The following is a 21,420-nucleotide window of genomic DNA, read 5'->3' on the forward strand; positions in this document are numbered from 1 at the left end:
TTTTTATTTTAGCCTTTATTTGTTGAATGAGATCAATGACCTATAAAGCAATTTGTTTCTTTTTGTGCCTCATCCTATGCACAAAAGTGTTTGCCCAAACCCACAGCAATGAGATCGGTATCCAAACAGATGACGATTCTTACCTGGCACAAGGTGCAGACAAATATTACACTGCCGGAAACTTTGCTTATTTCCGCCATGCTTTAAATGTGAAAGACACTGCTAAACTGAAAAATAAGGTCTTAGGATTTGAGTTTGGGCAAAAGCTGTATAACCCGCATAGTGGCAGCATCAACTTTACCGGTGTCGACGACCCGCAATATATCGATCGCCCTTTTGCGGCTTATCTTTTTGTTGGGTCGAACTTAAACTTGCTGTACAAAGATGAAAGTAATTTAAAGTTGGGAGCGCAAATAGGTATAGTTGGCCCTGCTGCTTTAGGTCGACCGATACAAGAATTTGTTCACCGGGCTTTCGGCCTTTATAAGCCGACCGGATGGGAATACCAGATCGATAACGATTTTGAACTGAACCTGTCTGCAGAATATAATCGCCTGCTGGCAAGGGCTGATTGGGCAGACGTTTCGCTGACCAGCTACGCTAATTTGGGTAACGGATTTACCGGGGCAGGTATCGGTCCGATGTTCCGTTTGGGTGATTTCAATCAGCTTTTCAACTCATTAAGCACACAGAGTACTGCGATAAAATCACAGTCGTTTAAACCGCTAAACCAACGAGAACTGTTCTTTTATTATAAACCGCAAATAAATGTGGTTGGTTATGATGCTACTATCCAGGGAAGCTTGTTTAATTCGCGTAAAGCAAATAGCATAGAAGTGACCCTTGATCCGGAACGCTTTATTTTCAGTAACGAGATAGGCCTTGGTTATTCTGGTAAGCGGTTTGTGATCGATGCGGCGGTTTTACTTCACACCAAAGATGTAAAAGAAATGCGGCAAGCTGATCAATGGGGTTCAGTTACTATACTATACCGGTTTGATTAATCGTCAAAGCCACCTTTTCGGTTTGCTTTCTTAGCCGATTGCAGTTTCTTTTTTGCTAGCCTGGCTTCGATCATTGCCTTACTCGGCTTGGTAGCCTTTCGTGCTTTAGGTTTATGAAGTGCATGCGCTAATATCAACTGAAGTTTTTCAAGCGCTCTTTCTTTATTCAGGTATTGGCTCCGCTCCTCTTCGCTCATTACCTGCAGATGGCCGTCTCTGTTTAATCTGCCTTGCAGTTTGGCAAGAAGCAATGCTTTTTGCTCATCGTCAAATAAATTCGACTGAGTTATATCAAACAATAATTCTACTTTACTGGATACTTTATTTACGTTTTGCCCGCCCTTGCCCCCGCTTCGTGATGTTTTATAGGTGACCTCTTTTTGGAGGTCGTTTTTAGTGAAGTTCATTTTTGGTTTGGTTGTAGTTGTTATAAGGGTTATAAAAGTTATAAAGGTTGTAGTGGTAATGCACGATTAGCCTTATCATTTATTTAATCTGTTGCCAAAGTAAGTATTTAAGTCAATTCTTGCAGCTACCCATTTGAACATTTACAACTACTACAACCTTTATAACCTCTATAACTACTACAACCTTTATAACCTTTATAACCTCTACAACCAATATCAACCACTCACAAAAATTTCTTAAATTAGTCCTCCGATGAGTAATAACACTGTGATAGCTATTGACGGCTATTCTTCCTGTGGTAAAAGCACCTTAGCCAAAGCATTAGCCAAAAAGCTTCATTTTATTTATATCGATAGCGGTGCCATGTACCGCGCAGTAACGCTCTATTTTCTGCGTCACAATGTTGATCTGACTAATCATGATCAGATCATAGATGCACTGAAAGACATTCATCTCAACTTTCACGCTCGCGATTATCAAACCCATATCACACTAAACGATGAAGAGGTTTCTGAGGAGATTCGACAAATGCCTGTTTCTGACAATGTAAGCTCAGTAGCCGCATTACGCGAGGTAAGGCACGAAATGGTAAAGCAACAACAGCGTATGGGTCGCTCCAAAAACATTGTGATGGATGGCAGGGATATCGGCACTACGGTATTCCCCGACGCTACGCTAAAAATCTTCATGACCGCCGACCCGAAAGTCAGGGCAGAAAGAAGATTTAAAGAGCTACAGGAAAAGAATCCAAACATTACACTCGAAGAAGTATTTGAAAACATCGCGCACCGGGATTATCAGGATACTACCAGAGCTGAAAGTCCGCTGGTGAGGGCTCCTGATGCTATTATACTGGATAATACCAATATGACGCCGGATGAGCAGTTACAGTTTGCGTTGGATAAGATTAAATGATTACACCGATTACTAATTATGATTACACCGATTATTGCACTTCAAAATCGGTGTAATCTCTAACTAATCGGTGTAATCCTCAACAACAAATTTCTCCGCCTTCACCCCAAAACGATTCAGGAAATCAACGCCTTCGTCGCTGGGCAGGCCTTTGTATTGGGCGTAGGATTTCATGAAGAAAACATGTTTTATTCCGGCTGAGAATATTAATCTTGCACAAGGCAGGCATGGAGAGAGCGTAGTATATAAGGTCGAGCCTTCCAGGTTGGCGCCGTTTTTTACAGCGTATAGTATGGCATTTTCTTCGGCATGCAGGGCAAGTGAGCAGCTTCCGCGGGCATCACGAGGACAACCGGTTTCCGGCCATTCCTCGTCGCAATTGTGAGTTCCTGCTGGCGGGCCATTATAGCCTATAGAAATAATCCTTGTGTCTTTAGCTAAAACAGCACCGACCTGTGCCTTAACGCAGTGTGAGCGCTGGGCCAGGTCGGTCGCCAAATTCATGAAGATATGATCGAAAGTTAATTTCATAGTGATTAGAGATCAGTGATTAGAGATTAGTTAATTCGGGATATACTAACTAATCACTAATTAACCAATCTCTAATCTCTAACTTATTAGTGCCCTGCTCCTGTTTCTATGGCATCAAAATCGATGCCTTGTTTGATCAAAACGGCTTTGGTTCTTACAGCATAGAATGCCAGGTATGCAAAACACCCGATACCTACAATGTATGACAATTGGATACCCAATAAACTTGGAGACGCCAAATAACCTTGCAGTAAGCTGATGATACCACCGCCCATGATCATCATGATCAGGTAACCAGATCCCTCGTTGGTATGTGTTCCCAAACCTGCTATTGCCAAAGCGTAAATGCTTGGCCAAAGAGTTGAACAGAATAATCCTACGCTTATAAAAGCGTATACGCTGATCATGCCTCCTGTTAATATGCCAATAGCTAATGATACAATAGCAAGTGTAGATGATATCAATAACTGACGTGCAGGGTTGCCTTTACTCATCATATCACCAATGATCATTACAACAATTATAGCAGGGTAAATATAAAATGGCCTGACATCATGCTGAGCTAACAAATTGATGAGCAGGAAAACGATAAATGCGATATAAGGCATCACGATGTTCAATACCTTTTTCATACCTCCCGATAAATTGAATGCACCTACTGATGCAGTCCAGCGACCGATCATTAAGCTTGCCCAATAAAGTGATACGAAAGGAGCGATATCGCCGGTGGCGGTGTGTAGTTTTTCTTTCATAAACTCAGGCAGGTTGCTGGCGGTAGAAACTTCCACACCCACATAAACGAATATGGCGATCATACCTAAAGCCAACTGCGGATATTTAAGTGCGCTCTTACGAGGCGCAGCAACTGGTACTGCAACTGTTGCTTCAGGAGTAGTCGTTGCATCTTCTTCTGTAATGTGATCTATTTTGTTAGGTACTGATGAGAATTTAAAGATCAGTGCTACAACTATAAACAGTGCACCTAATACCAAGTATGGATATTTAACAGATTCGATACTTGCCACTTGTGTTTTAGCTGCTACTGAACCAAAGATTGCCAAACTAACCAATACCGGACCGATAGTAGTACCGAAGTTATTAACCCCGCCTGCCAAATTCAGCCTTTGCGAACCCGTTTTAGGATTACCCATGATAATAGCCAATGGGTTTGCGGCAGTTTGCTGAAGCGAATAACCCAAACCAATTATAAACAAACCTGTAATAAGCAATGCGAACGATGCGCTTTGTGCAGCCGGATAAAACATTAAAGCGCCGATGGTTGAAATGATCAATCCTAATACGATACCGTTTTTATATCCGAGTTTATTCAAGATGTCGCCACCGATCAACTTAGACACAAATGAATAAATGATTGCACCTACTGTATAAGCTACGTAGAAGGCAAACGAAATCATCTGCGACTGCCATTGCTGCAAATGAAGTTTCTCCTTAAATACCGGGATCAGGATGTCGTTACTTGCTGCAACAAACCCCCAAAAGAAAAAGACAATTGTGAGTGTAAAAAAGGCTGACGAGTTACCTTTAGGTTTGTTTTGTTCCATTACTATCTTAGGTTGAATTTAGATTTTATTATAAAAGCACTAACATAAAGATTATTTTTTAGAAATCGACACATAGTTTTTTTAATAATAAAATCCGAATTTTAGGTTTGGTTGTTTACTGCTAAAAGTTGCATATTCGTTCCCGGCTAATGGCAACCAACATTTCCAAAGCCTAAAATAATTAATGATAGAAGCTATAATCAGGGGGATTGGGATTGGATTAGTGCTTACGTTTTTGACAGGTCCTGTCTTTTTTGCATTAATAAAAACGAGCATCGAAAAAGGCTTCCATGCCGGTGTCGCCCTGGCATTGGGTGTAGTAACCAGCGATGTGGTATTTGTTGGCGCTATTCTGTTTGGATCACAGTATTTTGATATTTCCAATAATGACAAGCAGAACGCAGGCATGATAGGCTGCGCTATTCTCTTTGTCCTGGGCATTTATTATATCTTTAAGAAATCAGAAGTAAATTATAACAACACCGTTCCGTCAAAGTTAAAACAAACAGGTTATTTTCTTAAAGGTTTCCTGATGTGCATCCTCAACCCTACTCTATTGTTTCACTGGACCGTTGTAGTAGGTACAGCCAGTACATTATACGTCAATTCTGTCCCCAACAGGTCATTAAAAATTGCGGTGATGTTTTTAACGATACTGATCGTTCAATTTGGCCTGGATACTACCAAAGCGTTTTACGCCAATAAGTTAAGGGACAGAATATCCGTAAAATTTGTTCACCGGCTTAATGAAGTTGCCGGGATCGCTTTGATTATCGCTTCGCTGATCTTATTCGATAAGCTTTATACGCATTGGGTGTTTGCGCCGTTCGCCTCTTAGGGGTGAATAGTGAGTAGTGAATGGTGAGTCGCCACCCGATCATTTCCAAAAAAATCCATGTCGATGATGAGCCGGGAAGGGTTAGTGCGAAAGGGGTGAAGAGAAATCTTCTGCGATATGTATGGCGAACAATGCATGGCGTATAAGTTTTCTCACCCGCAGCCACTACACATCCCATCAGCGGGTTCGAAATGACATAATTTTTTATTTGGTAGCTTTTAGGCCTCTATTGACTATTAACCATTCACCACTCACTACTCACTACTCACCAAATCACATATATCCTCTCTGGTTCTTTCCTTCCATCCAGTTTACGAAGGCGCGGTTCACTACTTTGTTACCGCCCGGGGTTGGGAAATTACCTGAGAAATACCAGTCGCCGGTATGTTCAGGGCATGCTTTATGCAGATTTTCTAAGGTCTGATAGATCACTTTTACTTCGGCGCTGATCTCTTTTGGTGTGATGATCTTCGCGATACGGTCGGATATTTCCTGGTCTGTAAATGGCTCATAAATAGCCTTTACATAGTTTTCCACTTGTTCCTTTGGTAACGAGGCGCTATCCTTGCATTTTTGGTAAACATCAAGGATAATATCGTCCTTACCTTGTTCTTTCAGTAAACTGATCGCCGCTTCAAAAGCAACAAATTCGCCCATGCGCGACATATCGATACCATAGCAATCGGGGTAACGAATTTGCGGTGCAGATGAAACCACCACGATCTTCTTAGGACCAAGACGGTCTAATATTTTCAGAATACTTTGTTTCAAAGTCGTACCGCGGACGATAGAGTCGTCAAGCACAACCAGCGTATCATCATTTTCTTTAATGAGTCCGTAAGTAGTATCATATACATGTGCCACCATTTCGCTGCGGTCGGCATCCTGGGTAATAAAGGTGCGAAGCTTCACATCTTTAATGGCGATCTTCTCTACGCGTGGCGCAAGGCATAATACTTCATTCAGCTCTTCATCAGTGATCTTATCCTCGCGGTTCAACAGGCGTTCTTTCTGATAGTTTTTGATGTACTTGTGCACACCTTCTACCATACCATAGAAAGCTACTTCGGCAGTATTTGGAATGTAGGAAAATACGGTATTCTGAATATCGTTATTAACCGCATCCAATATTTGCGGACAAAGTAAACGGCCCAATTGTTTACGTTCGCGATAAATGGAAGAGTCGCTGCCGCGAGAGAAGTAGATACGCTCAAAGGAGCAGGATTTTTTCTCCAGCGGTTCGCTGAACATTTCTTCGCTAACCTTTCCGCTTTTCTTAACAACCAGGGCATGACCTGGCTGAATCTCTTTGATATCTTCTATTGAAACATTGAAAGCAGTTTGCAAAGCGGGACGCTCCGAAGCAGCTACAACGATCTCATCATTCTGGAAGTAAAATGCCGGGCGGATACCCGACGGGTCGCGCATTACAAAGGCATCACCATGACCGAATATACCGGCAATGGTATAACCACCGTCCCAGTTCCTGGCCGATCTGCGCAATATTTTTGTAACATCAAGATCGTTAGCTATCAACTTACTGATCTCAACATTATCATTTAATCCTTCTCTTTTATATTGATCGAACAAACCCTGATTCTCAGTATCCAGAAAGTGGCCGATTTTCTCTAATACGGTAATCGTATCTGCCTTTTCTTTCGGATGCTGGCCCAGATCGTACAACTGCTGCAGCAACTCATCAACATTGGTCATGTTGAAGTTACCTGCTATGACCAGGTTACGGGTTTGCCAGTTATTCTGACGTAAAAACGGGTGACAGTTTTCGATACTGTTTTTACCATGTGTGCCATAACGCAGGTGGCCCAATAAAACCTCGCCGGTAAAGCTCACATTATCCTTCAGCCATTCTGCATCGGCCAGCTTTTCGGGCTGCTCTTTTTGTATATCGGCAAATTTCTTCTGGATATACTCAAAAATGTCGGCTACAGCATTTGAGGCCATCGACCTGTGCCTGCTGATATAGCGTTTGCCGGGCTCAACATCCAGCTTAATAGTAGCAACACCTGCGCCATCCTGGCCGCGGTTGTGCTGTTTTTCCATTAAGAGGTAAAGCTTGTTTAAACCATACAGCGCAGTGCCGTACTTTTTTTGGTAATAAGAGAGTGGCTTTAGTAAGCGGATAAATGCCACACCGCATTCATGTTTAATCTGATCGCTCATGATTTGTTATGAGGCTGCAAAAGTACAATTTTAATGTTGGAACTTTAAATTAACAATGTCATCAAATTGCATTAATATTTGCACAGGATCGTCAACATTGCAGCCTATACTTCAAAAACGATTTGATGCCCGATAAATTTTAAAGAGGCTGGCATTTACTTATTCCAGCATGATCTATGTTCGTGATTCAGTTCAATAAAGTAACATGAGCTGCTACAGCATACCACCGGCCCTTGCGTTTCTCATACACATCCATGTAGCAGACTTTTGAAGTGCTTGTCTTACCTTCTGCCTTAACGGTAGCCGAAGTTTTTGCGTTGATAATCCCGATGTTCCCGAACAACCGGACGTCGACAGAGTCTACATGGGTAGATAAAAATTTCTTGCCGGGGTTCATCACCCCTTTCAGGATGTCTTTCTTATGATATTTCTTTCCGGATGGATTTATAAGCACCAGGTCATTGCCAAATATGCTGCTCATTTTAGCAGTATCGCGGGTTACGTAGGATGCTATCCAGTCAGCATTTAGTTTTTTGAGTGTTTCGGCGTCCTTGTTTTGAGCAAAACAATTAAAGCAGCATAGTACAGCGGCAAGCATCGGCAATAAACGTTTCATAACGGGCTATTTGGTGTTGTCTAATTTACAATATCTGTCTCCAAATTATTACTCACATGTTCCTTATTTTCAATTATATTTAGCCATCCTACCAACTTATATCAAACCAATTATGAAAAATGAGCAAGACGGCAAAAATGCCATCAACAGGCGGTCGTTTATAAAGCAGGCGTCCGTTATTTCCTCCTTTATGATCGTTCCGCGCTTTGTTTTAGGTGGAAAAGGTTTTATCCCACCCAGTGACCTAATCAGTATAGGCCATATCGGGACAGGCAAGCAGGCGTTTGGCCTCAAACAATCATTCCAGGATACAAAAGAGGTGAAGATCATTGCCGCAGCAGATGTTTATGGCAGTAAGCTAAAGCAATTTGCCAGTGAAGTGAATCAATTTTATGGGACCCAAGATGGCTGCGCCACTTATAGTGACTTTCGCGATTTGCTTGTGCGAAAAGATATTGATGCGGTAGTGATTGCTGTGCCCGATCACTGGCACTCAGTGATCGCTATTTTGGCAGCGAGAGCCGGAAAGGATATTTATTGTGAGAAGCCGCTGTCTCTTACCATTAAGGAAGGGCGTTCGATGGTGAATGAATCGAGAAAACATAAACGCGTATTCCAGACAGGAAGTATGCAACGCTCGTGGCCGGAGTTCAGGCAGGCGGTGGAGCTGGTGCGGAATGGGTATATTGGTGACATCAAGACAATCAAAGTAAATGTTGGCGGACCGCCCGTGCCTTATAACCTTCCTGCAGAACCTATTCCTGTTGATTTGAACTGGGAATTCTGGCTGGGGCCGAATGCACCGCAGGTATATAATCACAACCTGGCGCCAAGCCTGACCGACGATTTCTGGGCCCATTGGCGTGACTATAAAGAATTCGGAGGCGGCTATGTGACCGACTGGGGCGCACACATGTTTGACATTGCCCAATGGGGATTGGATATGGATGGCAGCGGACCAATTAAAGTAACACCACCTGATAAAGATCACCAGTTTTTGACTTATGAATATGCGAACGGAATTACGATGACCCATGAACCAATACAAGGTGATAATGGTGTACACTTTGTCGGCACCAAGGGCGAAGTACACGTAGTACGCGGCAAGCTGGAAACTACTCCGCCTGAATTAAAAGACCAGGTGATCGGTGCTAACGAAAAGCATGTTTATCACAGCGAGAATCATTATAAAGACTTTTTGCAGGCAATGCGCAACCGCACCAAGCCGATTTGTGATGTGGAGATCGGTCACCGTACGGCTACGGTTTGCAACATGGGTAATATTGCTTACGAATTGAAACGCCCGTTAAAATGGGATCCCTTAAAAGAGGAATTTGATGATGCGGAGGCTAATAAATTGACAAGCCGGGAGATGAGGAAGGAATGGCGGGTTTAGCCTCACCCTGCCCTCTCCAAAGGAGAGGGTTCAAAAAATAGCGATGGGTTTGAAACCCATCGCTATTAAAATTAAACTCGTCATGCTGAATTTATTTCAGCACCCCACAGGACATTTACGCATGCTTAGTCTACGCCTAGTCTCTAACTGCATACTTTTCTGTCGCATACCTTTATGATGGGGTGCTGAAATAAATTCAGCATGACATGGTGATGTTTTTATTTGCTAAACCCCACTAGCCTATGTAACGCGCCAGGATCATAAACATGTTCGCCCTGGATAACAGTGGTCACATTGCGTATCTCACGGATATTTTTTAGCGGATCGCCATCTACAATGATAATGTTTGCTTTTTTGCCTTCATCAATTGAGCCGGTGCGCTTATCCATGTTCATTACTTTGGCTGGTGTGATGGTAGCCGTCTGGATCGCATCAGCCGGGGTTAAACCCGCTTGTACATACAGCTCCAATTCGCGGGGAACACTAAATCCCGGGAAACCCTGATCCGTACCGGCGACTATGGTTATCCCGGCATCATGCATCACCTTAACGATCTTCACCATGCTTTCATAAAGCGGTTTGAATTTTTTGGCGCCGGCAGAATCCTGCCCTGTGTTTTTCAGCATAGCCTGTAGTGGCAATGGCAAAGTATAAAACGCCGGCTCTAATACAGTAATATCATCATTTATATTCCGGAAGCTCATTTCAAAAACGCCTACGGTTGGGTCGATCACCACATTATGGTCTTTAATAAACTTAATGGCAGCTACGCTGGTCGAATCGTTAAAATCAATTGAGCGGTCTTTATTCCGTTTCATGATGGAATACACATACTGCACGTGGTTCACCATGTTCATACCTGAATCAACGCCTTGCTGTAAGGTCATTCCAATCGGAATATGCCCGGTAACAGTCAATCCTTGTTTATGTGCTTCATCGCAGATGGCTTTTACAATAGCGGGCTTTACCGAGCTGTATATTTTGATCTGCACAAAGCCGTTGTTTTTGTAACGATCAACCTCTTTTATGGCCTCTTCTTTGGTATCGGCCTGTATTACGCCTAATGCGTATTGGCCTTTGCCATCAATAATACCGGCTTTCAATATCTCGGGACCAACGCCTTTGCCTTTATCTATAGCATCTTTTATCGCATTAATAAAATCAAACTCGTTGCCACAATCACGCACCGTCGTTACTCCGGCTGCGAGGTAAGCCGGCCCCCATTCGGCTTGTTCAAAGTGGGCATGCATATCCCATAAGCCGGGCAGCAGCATTTTACCTTTTGCATCGATCACTTTTGCATTGGAAGGGATATTTATTTCACCCGCTTTTCCAATCTTTTTGATGATGCCGTTCTCAATCAGAACTACTGCATCCGGCATAGTCTTTTCATTCACCACATCCAGCACGGTACCGCCCTTAATAGCAATCACTTTATCAGGAGCTGTTTTTATTGATGCTGATTTGGTAAACAAACGCATGCTATAAGTAGCCGTTTTACCTATCAGGATTGGTAATAACGACTCGTATTTTTCGCGCATCGCCTCAAACTTATCGAACTCGGCGTCGTTAGTGATTACGCCTATTAATTGACCCTGGCGATCGGTCCATACAAATTCATTCCCCCAGATCAATCCACCTATGGCATATCTTTCCAGTATCAAAGGTTTTCCTTCAAAAGTGAGTGTATCTGCGCCATCACGGTGAATTTGTACCGAGCCATTCGGTAGCGTATTGATATTACCCGGTTCCTTATGCTTTTTCCAGTATTGTATTAAAACCTGTTGCACAATCACCGGCGCATACCCTGCAATAGGAAAAGTAAGCGGTTTTACTGTTTTGTCCGAAACATCGTTATCTACCTTAACATGAGCTGTATTTCCTTTTATGGTGATGGTATCATTTATCGTCGCGCCGCGTGCAACATTGCCTTTGATTTTAAGTCCAAGCGGCTCCAGTACGGGGTTTACCCTCAACTCTGTTTTTAAAGGCACCGGTGATCCGCGGTCGACGAACTTAAAATCGGATATATAATCTTTTGAGTCCTTATTATTGATGATATGGTAAGTTTCTTTACCAATATGCTGGGCAAACTTGTGCAGCAAAAATGTTCCGCTATCCGGTGAAATATTTTGGGCAAATGAGCTGAAAATAAACCCTGAGAAGATGGCTGTTAATAAATATTTTTTCATAAGACGAGGTTTAATAAGATACCATAAAGATATTATTATTTCTTATGATAAATCAGGTGACAGGAAGGAGATAAAATAGCTATAAAAAAAAACGCCCCGACAATCGGGGGTCTCTACGGACTGTATTTATAGGTGATTACAATTTCTCGCCGTGCTGGCTGATATCCAGGCCGATGGTTTCTTCTTCTTTAGACACACGCAGCGGTGATATCATATCAGTGATCTTTAATAACAGCAGTGATCCGAAGAACGAAAATACTGATGCTGCTACCAAAGCAATACATTGCACAAAAAACAAATGGGTATGCCCGAAGAATAAACCGTCGCCGGTAGTGTTTCCAGAATTAACATTTTGGTGGGCAAATACGCCGGTGAGCAGCATACCTACCATACCGCCTACACCATGACATGGGAATACGTCAAGTGTATCATCAATTGAAGTGCGGGTGCGCCATTCAACTACCAGGTTACTCACCACTGCCGAAATAATACCTATCGCAAGGGAGTGAGGCACTGAAACATAACCTGCTGCGGGGGTAATAGCAACCAAACCCACAACGGCACCGATACAAGTGCCCATTGCCGATGGCTTACGACCAAGCAGCATATCAAAAAATATCCATGTTAAGCCTGCTGCTGCAGACGCGGTTGTACTGGTAGCCAGCGCATTTACGGCTAAATGATTTGCTCCAAAAGCTGAACCTGCGTTGAAGCCAAACCAGCCAAACCATAAAAGTCCTGTACCGATGATCACGTAGGTAACGCGGGCCGGCGCGTGGTTCGCTTCATTACGGCGCTTCAAATATAAGGCTGATGCCAAAGCAGCCCATCCGGCCGACATGTGAACTACTGTTCCTCCTGCAAAATCGAGTACACCAAGTTTATACAAAATACCGTCCGGATGCCAGGTAGCGTGTGCTAATGGTGAAAATATGAAGATAGAAAATAAGCAAAGAAAAATGATATAGCTATTAAAGCGGATACGTTCAGCAAATGCACCGGTGATGAGCGCCGGGGTGATGATGGCAAACTTTAACTGGTACATAGCAAACAGCAACAAAGGAATAGTTGGCGCCAGTTTCCATGTTGCATTACCCAGCATGCCTCTCATCATAAAATAGGTTGATGGGTTACCGATCACACCTCCCAGCGTATCGCCAAAGGCAAGGCTGAACCCGAATATTCCCCACATTACGGTAATGATCACCATACAAATAACGCTTTGCAGCATGGTAGAGATCACATTCTTTTTATTCACCATACCGCCGTAGAAAAATGCCAGGCCCGGTGTCATAATAAGAACCAAGGCAGTTGACATCAGCATCCAGGCGATATCACCGGTGTTAAAATTTGGATTGCCCGCTTTATTGTGAAGTTCAACTGATGGGAAAATAAAAGTCAGGATCAGGATGCCTACAATTAAGGCAAATGGAAAATAACGCTTCATAATTTAGAAAAATCGGTTCACTTTGCGGAGCGCAAATTACTAATTTTTCTAAAAAATTCTGAAATCGTTTAAATTATTTCAATAAATAGCTAATATTTTTAAAAATTGCAATTATTTAACTAAAAAATCCGGGAAAAGACCCAAACAAACTACCAATAATGAAATAATTGCAATTGATATTAATAAATAATTGCTTGTTGAGGCAAAACCAGTGGTTCTTTCTGTCTTTCTAAGGAATAAATTCAGTGGGATTTTGATATAATAGAACAAAGAAACGACAGTTGTGACGGCTCCGGTGATCATTAATAGCAAAAACCATACATTATGTGATGCCTGGTAGACGGTATATACCGAAGAAAACACCAAAAACTTACCATAAAAGCCTGCAGTAACCGGAATTCCGGTGAGAGAGATCAAAATAATAACAAAAGCGACGCTTGCGAGGGGATATTTAAAGCCTAATCCTTTAAAATCGTCCATATTTTCGGCATTTGCTGTGTTGGAAAAGTAAGTTGCCAGCATCCATGCACCAATATTAGCTAATGAATAGGCAAATAAATAGAAAGTAAGTGCGGTGATGCCCTGTTTGTCGGCATTGAAATTGACAAGTGCCATTAGAGCAAAGCCTGTATGCCCAATGCTCGAGTAAGCCAGCATGCGTTTTAAGTTCTTTTGCAATGTCGCTGCGAAATTGCCGGCGATCATAGTTAGAATACCGACTACCGATAGGAACAATCCAAAATCAAAAATTTTAGAAAACCCGGGAAAGAAAACAAAAGGGGTCAGGAAATTGATCAATAGTCCGAATGCAGCTATTTTGGTTACAGTAGATAAAAATGCCGAGATCGGCGCAGGAGCTCCCTGATAAATATCGGGCACCCAAAAATGCACGGGTACAAATGAGAGTTTGAATCCTATCCCAACAAGGAATAACAATAAAGCCAGCGAAACCGCTAGTGGATTAACCTGCATTAGTCCCGGCAGTAAGTTACCTCTAAAAAAATTAAGCGATCCGCCGAAACCATACAATAGGGATATGCCGTACAGCATAATGGCAGATGACGTGGCACCAAACAGCACATATTTTAGCCCGGCCTCGCTGCTGATGCCATTTTCGGCACGGTAAGCTACCATCAGGTAGGATGCAATGGAAACCATTTCGACTGATAAATAAATAGACAACAAGTTGGTTGCCATTATCATTAAGTGCATTCCGAATACAGTAGCTATGACGATAGAATACAGGTCGGTTAATCCTTTTTTGTGAGATGCGAGTTGGTTGTCCCAATTAAAATAAAGCAATAATATAGCAGACAACACATCGATCATCAGCTTAAATGCAACAGTCTTTTGGTGTAAAAAAAGCATACCATAGAAAAACAATTGGTTTTCATCAACAACAAATTTCAATTGCTCTACGTCTTTCAACGCTACGATGATCAGTCCGCCGCAGGCGATGATTTTGCATATCCATGCAGAATTCTTTCCGAAAATAAGGTCTGTTACCAGTAGTACCACGAACAGGGCCGACAAGTAGATTTCGGGCATGAAAAGAGGGACGCCTTCAAAAACTTGTTTCAGCAGCCCCGGTAAAAATGGTAACAGGTCGTTCATTTTATTTCATTCCTATAAAGTGCACCAAAGCTAATACCGAATCATTTACTTTATCGAACACCAGTGAAGGCATCACACCTAAAACCAATGCCAGCAGTGCTAATGGAAATAGTGAAAATATTTCCCGGGTATTCAGATCATTCAATGCACTTTTCCAAATCTCGCCACCTTTTAGGGTTAACGATCCGAAGAACATTCGCTGAAGCGTCCATAGAAAATAGGCTGCTCCCAATAGTATACCTACTGAACCGCACACAGCCATCCAGTAAGGCAAAGCTCCATTTACTGATGGCGACTTAAATGCGCCGATCAGTGAGAATGCCTCACCTACGAAAGCAGAAAATCCCGGCAGACCCAATGACGCAAAGAAGGCAATCATAACGAAAGTCGTATATCGCGGCATTAAGGAACCTAAGCCCCGGAAATGATAAATATCCCTATCGTGAACACGATTGTATACCACACCAACAAGGAAGAACAGCATGGTTGATAAAAAGCCGTGGCTTACCATCTGCATCACTGCCCCGCTGATTCCCTCTGATGTTAATGAAGCAATACCCAATAACACAAAACCCATGTGGGAGACTGAAGAATAAGCGATCAGTCGTTTTAAGTCACGTTGAGCAAGAGCGTTTAATGCACCGTAAAGTATGGAGATCACGCCTAACAACCCAAGCCAATAGGCTCCGGATACCGCGATCTCAGGAAAAATGCCGACACAAATACGAATGATACCATATCCGCCGATCTTTAACAGGATACCCGCCAGTATAATAGAAACAGGCGTAGGCGCTTCTACGTGTGCATCGGGCAACCAGGTATGCAATGGCACCACCGGTACTTTAATTGCAAAGGCTACGAACAGCACTACAAAACCTACAGTGCGCGCAGGCATTCCTAATAGGGTTTTGTGAGCAAGGACTGAGAATACAGAACCAGAATCGTAGTTGGCCGGGTTCATCATCTGGATGATGTTAAAAGTATGGTCTCCTGTTACCGGATCTTTTACAGATAAGTAAAGCCCGATCATTACCAGCAGCATAAACACCGAACCGAAGAGCGTATACAAGAAGAATTTGATAGCTGCATACTCGCGCCGTGCGCCGCCCCACATGCCTATCAGGAAGTAAAGCGGCAACAACATCAGTTCATAAAATATGTAGAACAGGAAGAAATCAAGCGCGCAGAACACGCCGATAACGGCAGTATTAAGCAACAGGAATAAACTAAAGAAGCCTTTCAGGTTACTTTGTATCTCCCAGGAAGCTAAAGCGGCAATTACCATCACAACCGAACTCATCACCACCATAGCAATGGAAATACCATCGATACCAACAAAATAATCGATTTGCATTTTGCCTAAGGAGCCCAGGTTGAGGCTGATCCAATGTACTTTTTGAACAAACTGGAAACTACCCTCAGCGTTAACACCTGCATGTTCTGGTCCTGATTTAAATTGCAGGTACATAGCAATGCTTAGACCTAACTGAATCAAAGTAGCCAGCAGCGTGATATATTTAAAACTGAAACGCCAGTCTGACGGCATCAGAATGATAATGAGGCCAAACAGCAGCGGGGTAAAGATCAGTAGTGATAATATGTTCATCAGTTGAGTGGTGAGTGGTGAGTAGTGAGTGGTGAATGGTGAATAGTGAATAGTGAGTTTTTCACCTCCATAGATATCTTTTTGCTTTCAGCTTTATGCCTTAAGCTCTCAATGAATCTCATATCTAAAATCTCACATCTCATATCTCAAGTCTCATATCTATTCTAAAAAAGCGTTTTAAATAAAAATATAGCCAGTATGATTGCCAGCATACTGAACAGATAGTATTGCACTCTTCCTCCCTGGAAACTTCGTGCAAAATTGCCGATGCCCAGCACGATGGAAGCTACCAGGTGCAAAAAGCCATCGATAATATTGCGATCGATCCAGTCTGCAATTTTTGAAAAGCCGATGCCAATTCGTTCCAGCAAATGTATAAAACCGTCGATAATATTGATGTCGAACCAGCGTGCTAAATTGCCTAAAGCGAGTACCGGACCAACAATTATCTTACTGTAAATCTTATCGATATACCATTCGCGATAGGACAACCTGAAAAGCCAGCCGCCTTCGGGGAACGGCAAAGCTTTCTCCATTATATATACTGCATAAGCCCAGTAAATGATAAATAAGCTCAGGATATTCACCCCGACAGGGATAATGGTATGATAAATATTTACCCTGTCGAGCCCGGTTATTTTAGGGAACCCGTTGAGCAGCCAGGCATGTTCGTATAAAACCGGATTTAACGAGAACACAGGAAACAAACAGCAGATCGACAGAAATACCAACGGCAGTTTATACTGCCATCCACCATCACTTACGTGTAATTTGATGTGCGGGTTGATCTCTGCCAGTTTAAATTCTCCAAAGAATACTTTTACGATAAGTCGGGTTACATAAAAGGCCGTCATGAAGCTGGCGATGATCGCACTTATGGGTATTAACTGGAATAACAATGGCTTTCTTTCGGCCCACTCGAAGGACTGGATCAAAATACCATCTTTAGACAGATACCCTGATGTGAAAACAAACCCGATCAGGGCCAGTCCTCCTACCAATGCGGCGATGAAAGTAAGCGGCATTTTCTTTCGCAGGCCGCCCATGTACAATATATTTTGCGGATCGATATCGAGCTTATATTCATCTTTTACATGCTGCATTTCGTGTATAACAATACCTGCTACCAGGAATAACAGGCACTTAAAGAATGCATGTGTTGCCAAATGAAACAGCGATGACGAGTAAGCACCTATACCCATAGCCATCACCATAAAACCCAATTGCGATATGGTTGAATAAGCAAGGATCCGTTTCAAGTCGTTTTGAGTGAGCGCGATGGTTGCTGCCATAAAAGCAGTAAATGCACCGATTATGGCAAGGATGTTTAACTCTAACTCTGTAAATACCGGATAAACACGGCCCAATAAAAATACCCCTGCAGCCACCATGGTTGCTGCGTGAATGAGTGCAGATACCGACGTCGGTCCTTCCATCGCGTCAGGCAGCCAGGTATGTAATGGAAATTGTGCTGATTTAGCCGCAACTGCTAACGCAATCCCTCCGAAAGCTACGTATTGCCATCCTCCTGGCAATTCAAATACTGTCGATCGTACCAAAGCGTTAGTGCCAAATAGTTGATCGATATCAAAAGTATGATAAACGGTAAACAGGATGGCTATGGCAGCCAGCAGCCCGATGTCCCCTATCCTGTTCATAATAAAAGCCTTTTTGTTAGCCAAAACAGCTTTAGAGCGTGTATACCAGAAGCCAATGAGCAGATAAGATGAAAACCCGACCAGTTCCCAGAAAATATAAAAAAGGATCAGGCTATCGATCACCACAAGCGCCAGCATGCTGAAACAAAAGAAGCTGAGGTAAGCAAAGTAGCGTTTGCCGTTCTCATCGTGCTTCATGTAAGCTGTTGAGTAGATATGCACCGGCAAGGCAATGAGCGAAACCAGTAACAGCATTAAAACCGAGAGATTGTTCAGCAGAACGCCTGCATATAGTTTAGTCTCACCAATTGTAAACCATAGTTGTTGCTGATGTACCTGGTGCTGGTTCCAGACTTTTAAGAATACAAATACTGATAGTATAGCACTTATCAGGATAGCCAGCGTGGATATCCAACCTGCTGCTTTATTCTTTTTACCTGGCAAACAAATATTCACCACAAAGGCAAGCAATGGCAGCAATACTGCGGCAAGTGCAAATCGTATGGTTAATGTATCTATTGACTGTAAAAAGTTTTCCAATGTTAGTTTTTAGTATCTATATCAATAAATTCATGTCATTGCGATGAACGGCCTGTGGGGTGAAGAAGCAATCGCAAACTATGCATGTTCTCTCTGTATAGCATGCGATTGCTTCGTTGCGCGGCACGCACCGTCCGCCTTGCGCCTCGCAATGACATGAGGGTAGTTCTATCATTTTATATTTTAGATCAGAGCGCATTTTTAGTCCTTTAATTCGTGTATTTCGTTCGGATCGATGGTTTTATATTTTTTATAAACGTTTAATATAATGGCCAATGCAACCGCGGTTGTGGCGGCGGCAAGTACGATTGCAAACAGGGCAAACATTTGTCCGCCATTGTTTAAGCGGTCGTATTTACCGAAGGCTACCAGGTTTAATATGGCGGCGTTAAGCATCATTTCTATGCCGATGAGCACCTGTATCGCATTACGTTTGGTGAGTATGATATATAATCCCACACAAAACAACCCGGCACTTACTATGAGAAAATCTGATAAACCGATCATGCGTTTTTCTCCTTTCGCGATAAATGTGCCGCGCCTACCAAAGCCATCATCAACAAAATGGATATAGCTTCAAAAGGCAGCAGGTAGGTGGTCATCAGGTTGATGCCGATATTGCTGGTCATCGGGCTATCGGGTTTAATATCTATTTTGTAGGACACGGCCCTATTTACCCATTGTAAATTATTGATATCCGTTTTGAACAGGATATTGATCAGCACAATAAAGAACAATACTGCCAGCAATAGCGCGGACAGCTTGCTTATACTGATAAAACGGTCATTCTGTTGCTGCAAATTGGCTAATGTTTCTTTGCCGGATAACATAAAGGCAAACAGGATCAGCACAAGGATACCACCTACGTAGATCACAATTTGGGTTATTGCAACGAAATCTGCCAATGCCAGTACATATAAACCTGCCAGTGATAAAAGCGTAACGAAAAACATAAATACACTGCGAACCAGGTTCTTACTTGCCGCGACAAACAATGCCGAAGCTAAAGTAATAAAGCCCATCAGGTAGAAGAGCGTTTTTACCATCGTCATGCTTCGCCCTCCTTTTTGTTCATGGCGGCCAATTTGGCAGCCTGGCGTTCGGCTATTTGTTTATCCAGTAACAGGCGTTTTTCGGCTGCGTCTTCGGGAGTCATGTCGGAGAACTCGTAGGTTAGATCTTTCAGTTCAAATACAGTTCTGTCGTACTGATTGGTCATGATGATGCATTCTGTAGGGCATACAATGGTACACAAGCCGCAATACATGCATTTGGCCATGTCGATATCGAACTTAGCTGCGTAAATACGTTTGGGTGATCCATCGGATGTCTGTCCGTAAGCTTCAGTGGCCTTTATCGATTCGATGTCGATGCAATCAACCGGGCATATTTTAGCGCAAAGGTCGCATACGATACAGTCATCAATCTCTACTTCCAATTGATAACGTCCCACTTCGGGTACCGGTAATTGCTGTTTTGGGTATTGTATGGTGTTAGTTCCTTCAAGGCTTTTGAAATAGTTATCATTGCTCACCGGTGTTATTTTCCTCTTCGCGTTTGACGCAAAAAGGTGCCTGATGGTAAGGGTTAAACCTTTCCATGCTGTTTTAAAACCGTTGATGAAATTTCTAAACACTAAATCTTAAATCCTAAGTTCTAAATTTTAAACTCTAATTGTTTGAACCATGATTCTCTTGATTAAAGGATTATCATGATTTAATTCTTTAACCATTCAACTCAATCAACTTAATCCAACCACTTAACTAACCCTCACATTACCCACAAGCGCCATATGCCTGATACCAGCATGCATACAAATGCAAGGGGTGTTAATACCTTCCAGCATAGGTTCATCAGCTGATCGACGCGCAATCTGGGTAATGTCCAACGTATCCACATTTGTACGCCGACTAATGCTAATACTTTCAGTACCGTCCAGAATATCCCCCAGGCTGCTCCTGTTGTCCAATCGGCTAAGCGTACGCTGCCTATGTTTGGCAAAGGTGTATTCCAGGCTCCGAGAAACAGGATCACTGCTACCATTGATACCAGGAACATCATCGAATACTCTGCCAAAAAAACAAAAGCAAAACGCATCCCGGTAAATTCGGTATGGAAACCGGCGACCAGTTCCGATTCTGCCTCCGGAATATCAAAAGGTGCGCGGTTACTTTCAGCCAATGAGGCGATGAAATAGATCACAAATGCTATGATCAAATGCGGCGCCCTGAAAATATTCCAGGCCAGTATACCGCCATTATGCGATACATCCCAGATACCTAAAAAGGTTGCTTTTTCTGATGACAGTATTCCCTGCTGAACGGATATCGTTTGCAGGTTCATGGTTTGCGCGATCATAATCACGGCAATGATGGCAAAGCCTGCAGGTATCTCGTAAGAGATGATCTGCGCTGCTGAGCGCATGGCTCCTAAAATGGAATATTTATTATTTGATCCCCAACCTGCCATCAGGATACCTAATGTCTCGATGGAAAGTATGGCAAAAATATAATATAAGCCAAGATTAAGGTTGGATGGCGCAATGCCTGGCGCCCATGGAATAGCGGCAAAACCCAGGTATACCGCTATAAATATGATTGCCGGGGCCAGCATGAATAATAGCTTATCGGCAGCAGCAGGAATGATGGATTCCTTAATCAATAGCTTAATTACGTCGGCAACGGTTTGGAGTACTCCGAATTTTCCTGTTTCGGTAGGGCCCAGCCGGTCCTGTATGAACGCTGATACCTTCCTTTCGGCATAAACGCCGAAAAGTGCAAAGAAGCCTGAGAAAGCGAACAGGCCGACAGCGATAATAAGGTATTTAATATAAAAGTTCAATGATCTGTGGCTTCGGTTGCAAACTTACTAAATGCTATGCAATTTTTAGTCCACTAAGTTTGATAAGTTCT

18 protein-coding genes are annotated in these 21,420 nt (G+C 42.8%); 4 read left to right on the plus strand and 14 right to left on the minus strand.

What is annotated here, in order from left to right; translation table 11 throughout:
- The first annotated feature begins 35 nt into the window (after nucleotides 1-35).
- Entirely contained in the window at nucleotides 36-1,004 is a 969-nt protein-coding gene (locus VIM89_RS07655) for a lipid A deacylase LpxR family protein (RefSeq protein ID WP_488155556.1), read from the plus strand.
- Here VIM89_RS07655 and arfB read toward each other — a convergent pair.
- Nucleotides 1,001-1,411 (minus strand): alternative ribosome rescue aminoacyl-tRNA hydrolase ArfB, encoded by a 411-nt coding sequence (gene arfB, locus VIM89_RS07660; RefSeq protein ID WP_488155557.1) that lies wholly within the window; start codon nucleotides 1,409-1,411, stop codon nucleotides 1,001-1,003. The two genes, VIM89_RS07655 and arfB, sit on opposite strands and share 4 nt — an antisense overlap.
- A 253-nt stretch (nucleotides 1,412-1,664) precedes the next feature.
- On the opposite strand from arfB, the gene cmk reads away from it, so the two are divergent.
- On the plus strand, nucleotides 1,665-2,327 hold the full coding sequence (gene cmk / locus VIM89_RS07665; RefSeq protein ID WP_488155558.1) for a (d)CMP kinase: 663 nt from the start codon (nucleotides 1,665-1,667) through the stop codon (nucleotides 2,325-2,327).
- 63 nt (nucleotides 2,328-2,390) lie between these two features.
- Here cmk and VIM89_RS07670 read toward each other — a convergent pair whose 3' ends face one another.
- Both VIM89_RS07670 and VIM89_RS07675 read right to left on the minus strand, forming a co-directional pair.
- Complete coding sequence (locus tag VIM89_RS07670) at nucleotides 2,391-2,858, minus strand: deoxycytidylate deaminase (RefSeq protein ID WP_488155559.1); 468 nt, start codon at nucleotides 2,856-2,858, stop codon at nucleotides 2,391-2,393.
- Between the two features lie 86 nt (nucleotides 2,859-2,944).
- Nucleotides 2,945-4,420 (minus strand): MFS transporter, encoded by a 1,476-nt coding sequence (locus VIM89_RS07675; protein WP_488155560.1) that lies wholly within the window; start codon nucleotides 4,418-4,420, stop codon nucleotides 2,945-2,947.
- 184 nt (nucleotides 4,421-4,604) lie between these two features.
- Here VIM89_RS07675 and VIM89_RS07680 point away from each other — a divergent pair, with 184 nt between their 5' ends.
- Nucleotides 4,605-5,258, plus strand: a complete 654-nt coding sequence (locus tag VIM89_RS07680; protein ID WP_488155561.1) for a LysE family translocator — start codon at nucleotides 4,605-4,607, stop codon at nucleotides 5,256-5,258.
- Nucleotides 5,259-5,531: 273 nt separating this feature from the next.
- Here the strand turns inward: VIM89_RS07680 and VIM89_RS07685 are convergent, their stop codons facing one another.
- Both VIM89_RS07685 and VIM89_RS07690 read right to left on the minus strand, forming a co-directional pair.
- On the minus strand, nucleotides 5,532-7,439 hold the full coding sequence (locus tag VIM89_RS07685; RefSeq protein WP_488155562.1) for a class II glutamine amidotransferase: 1,908 nt from the start codon (nucleotides 7,437-7,439) through the stop codon (nucleotides 5,532-5,534).
- Nucleotides 7,440-7,626: 187 nt separating this feature from the next.
- Complete coding sequence (locus tag VIM89_RS07690) at nucleotides 7,627-8,055, minus strand: nuclear transport factor 2 family protein (protein WP_488155563.1); 429 nt, start codon at nucleotides 8,053-8,055, stop codon at nucleotides 7,627-7,629.
- 112 nt (nucleotides 8,056-8,167) lie between these two features.
- Between VIM89_RS07690 and VIM89_RS07695 the strand changes: the two genes are divergently transcribed.
- Nucleotides 8,168-9,451: a Gfo/Idh/MocA family protein gene (locus VIM89_RS07695; protein WP_488155564.1), complete on the plus strand. Its 1,284-nt coding sequence runs from the start codon at nucleotides 8,168-8,170 to the stop codon at nucleotides 9,449-9,451.
- A gap of 218 nt (nucleotides 9,452-9,669) precedes the next feature.
- Here VIM89_RS07695 and VIM89_RS07700 read toward each other — a convergent pair whose 3' ends face one another.
- The 9 genes from VIM89_RS07700 to nuoH all read right to left on the minus strand — a co-directional run bounded on the left by VIM89_RS07700 (nucleotide 9,670) and on the right by nuoH (nucleotide 21,349).
- On the minus strand, nucleotides 9,670-11,643 hold the full coding sequence (locus VIM89_RS07700) for an amidohydrolase family protein (protein ID WP_488155565.1): 1,974 nt from the start codon (nucleotides 11,641-11,643) through the stop codon (nucleotides 9,670-9,672).
- A gap of 136 nt (nucleotides 11,644-11,779) precedes the next feature.
- Entirely contained in the window at nucleotides 11,780-13,090 is a 1,311-nt protein-coding gene (locus VIM89_RS07705) for an ammonium transporter (protein ID WP_488155566.1), read from the minus strand.
- 111 nt (nucleotides 13,091-13,201) lie between these two features.
- Nucleotides 13,202-14,704 carry an NADH-quinone oxidoreductase subunit N gene (locus tag VIM89_RS07710; RefSeq protein ID WP_488155567.1) on the minus strand — a complete coding sequence of 501 codons (1,503 nt, stop codon included), beginning with the start codon at nucleotides 14,702-14,704 and terminating at the stop codon, nucleotides 13,202-13,204.
- A 1-nt stretch (nucleotide 14,705) separates the two neighbouring features.
- On the minus strand, nucleotides 14,706-16,310 hold the full coding sequence (locus VIM89_RS07715; protein ID WP_488155568.1) for a complex I subunit 4 family protein: 1,605 nt from the start codon (nucleotides 16,308-16,310) through the stop codon (nucleotides 14,706-14,708).
- Between the two features lie 164 nt (nucleotides 16,311-16,474).
- Nucleotides 16,475-18,508: an NADH-quinone oxidoreductase subunit 5 family protein gene (locus VIM89_RS07720; RefSeq protein ID WP_488155569.1), complete on the minus strand. Its 2,034-nt coding sequence runs from the start codon at nucleotides 18,506-18,508 to the stop codon at nucleotides 16,475-16,477.
- Nucleotides 18,509-18,709: 201 nt separating this feature from the next.
- Nucleotides 18,710-19,015 carry an NADH-quinone oxidoreductase subunit NuoK gene (gene nuoK, locus VIM89_RS07725; RefSeq protein WP_488155570.1) on the minus strand — a complete coding sequence of 102 codons (306 nt, stop codon included), beginning with the start codon at nucleotides 19,013-19,015 and terminating at the stop codon, nucleotides 18,710-18,712.
- Nucleotides 19,012-19,560, minus strand: a complete 549-nt coding sequence (locus VIM89_RS07730; RefSeq protein ID WP_488155571.1) for an NADH-quinone oxidoreductase subunit J family protein — start codon at nucleotides 19,558-19,560, stop codon at nucleotides 19,012-19,014. The genes nuoK and VIM89_RS07730 overlap by 4 nt, the downstream gene beginning before the upstream one ends.
- Entirely contained in the window at nucleotides 19,557-20,144 is a 588-nt protein-coding gene (locus VIM89_RS07735; protein ID WP_488155572.1) for a 4Fe-4S dicluster domain-containing protein, read from the minus strand. The genes VIM89_RS07730 and VIM89_RS07735 overlap by 4 nt, the downstream gene beginning before the upstream one ends.
- A 134-nt stretch (nucleotides 20,145-20,278) precedes the next feature.
- Nucleotides 20,279-21,349, minus strand: a complete 1,071-nt coding sequence (gene nuoH / locus VIM89_RS07740) for an NADH-quinone oxidoreductase subunit NuoH (protein ID WP_488155573.1) — start codon at nucleotides 21,347-21,349, stop codon at nucleotides 20,279-20,281.
- Between the last annotated feature and the right edge of the window lie 71 nt (nucleotides 21,350-21,420).

The organism is Mucilaginibacter sp. (assembly GCF_036568825.1).
In the GTDB taxonomy this organism is placed as follows: Bacteria; Bacteroidota; Bacteroidia; order Sphingobacteriales; family Sphingobacteriaceae; genus Mucilaginibacter.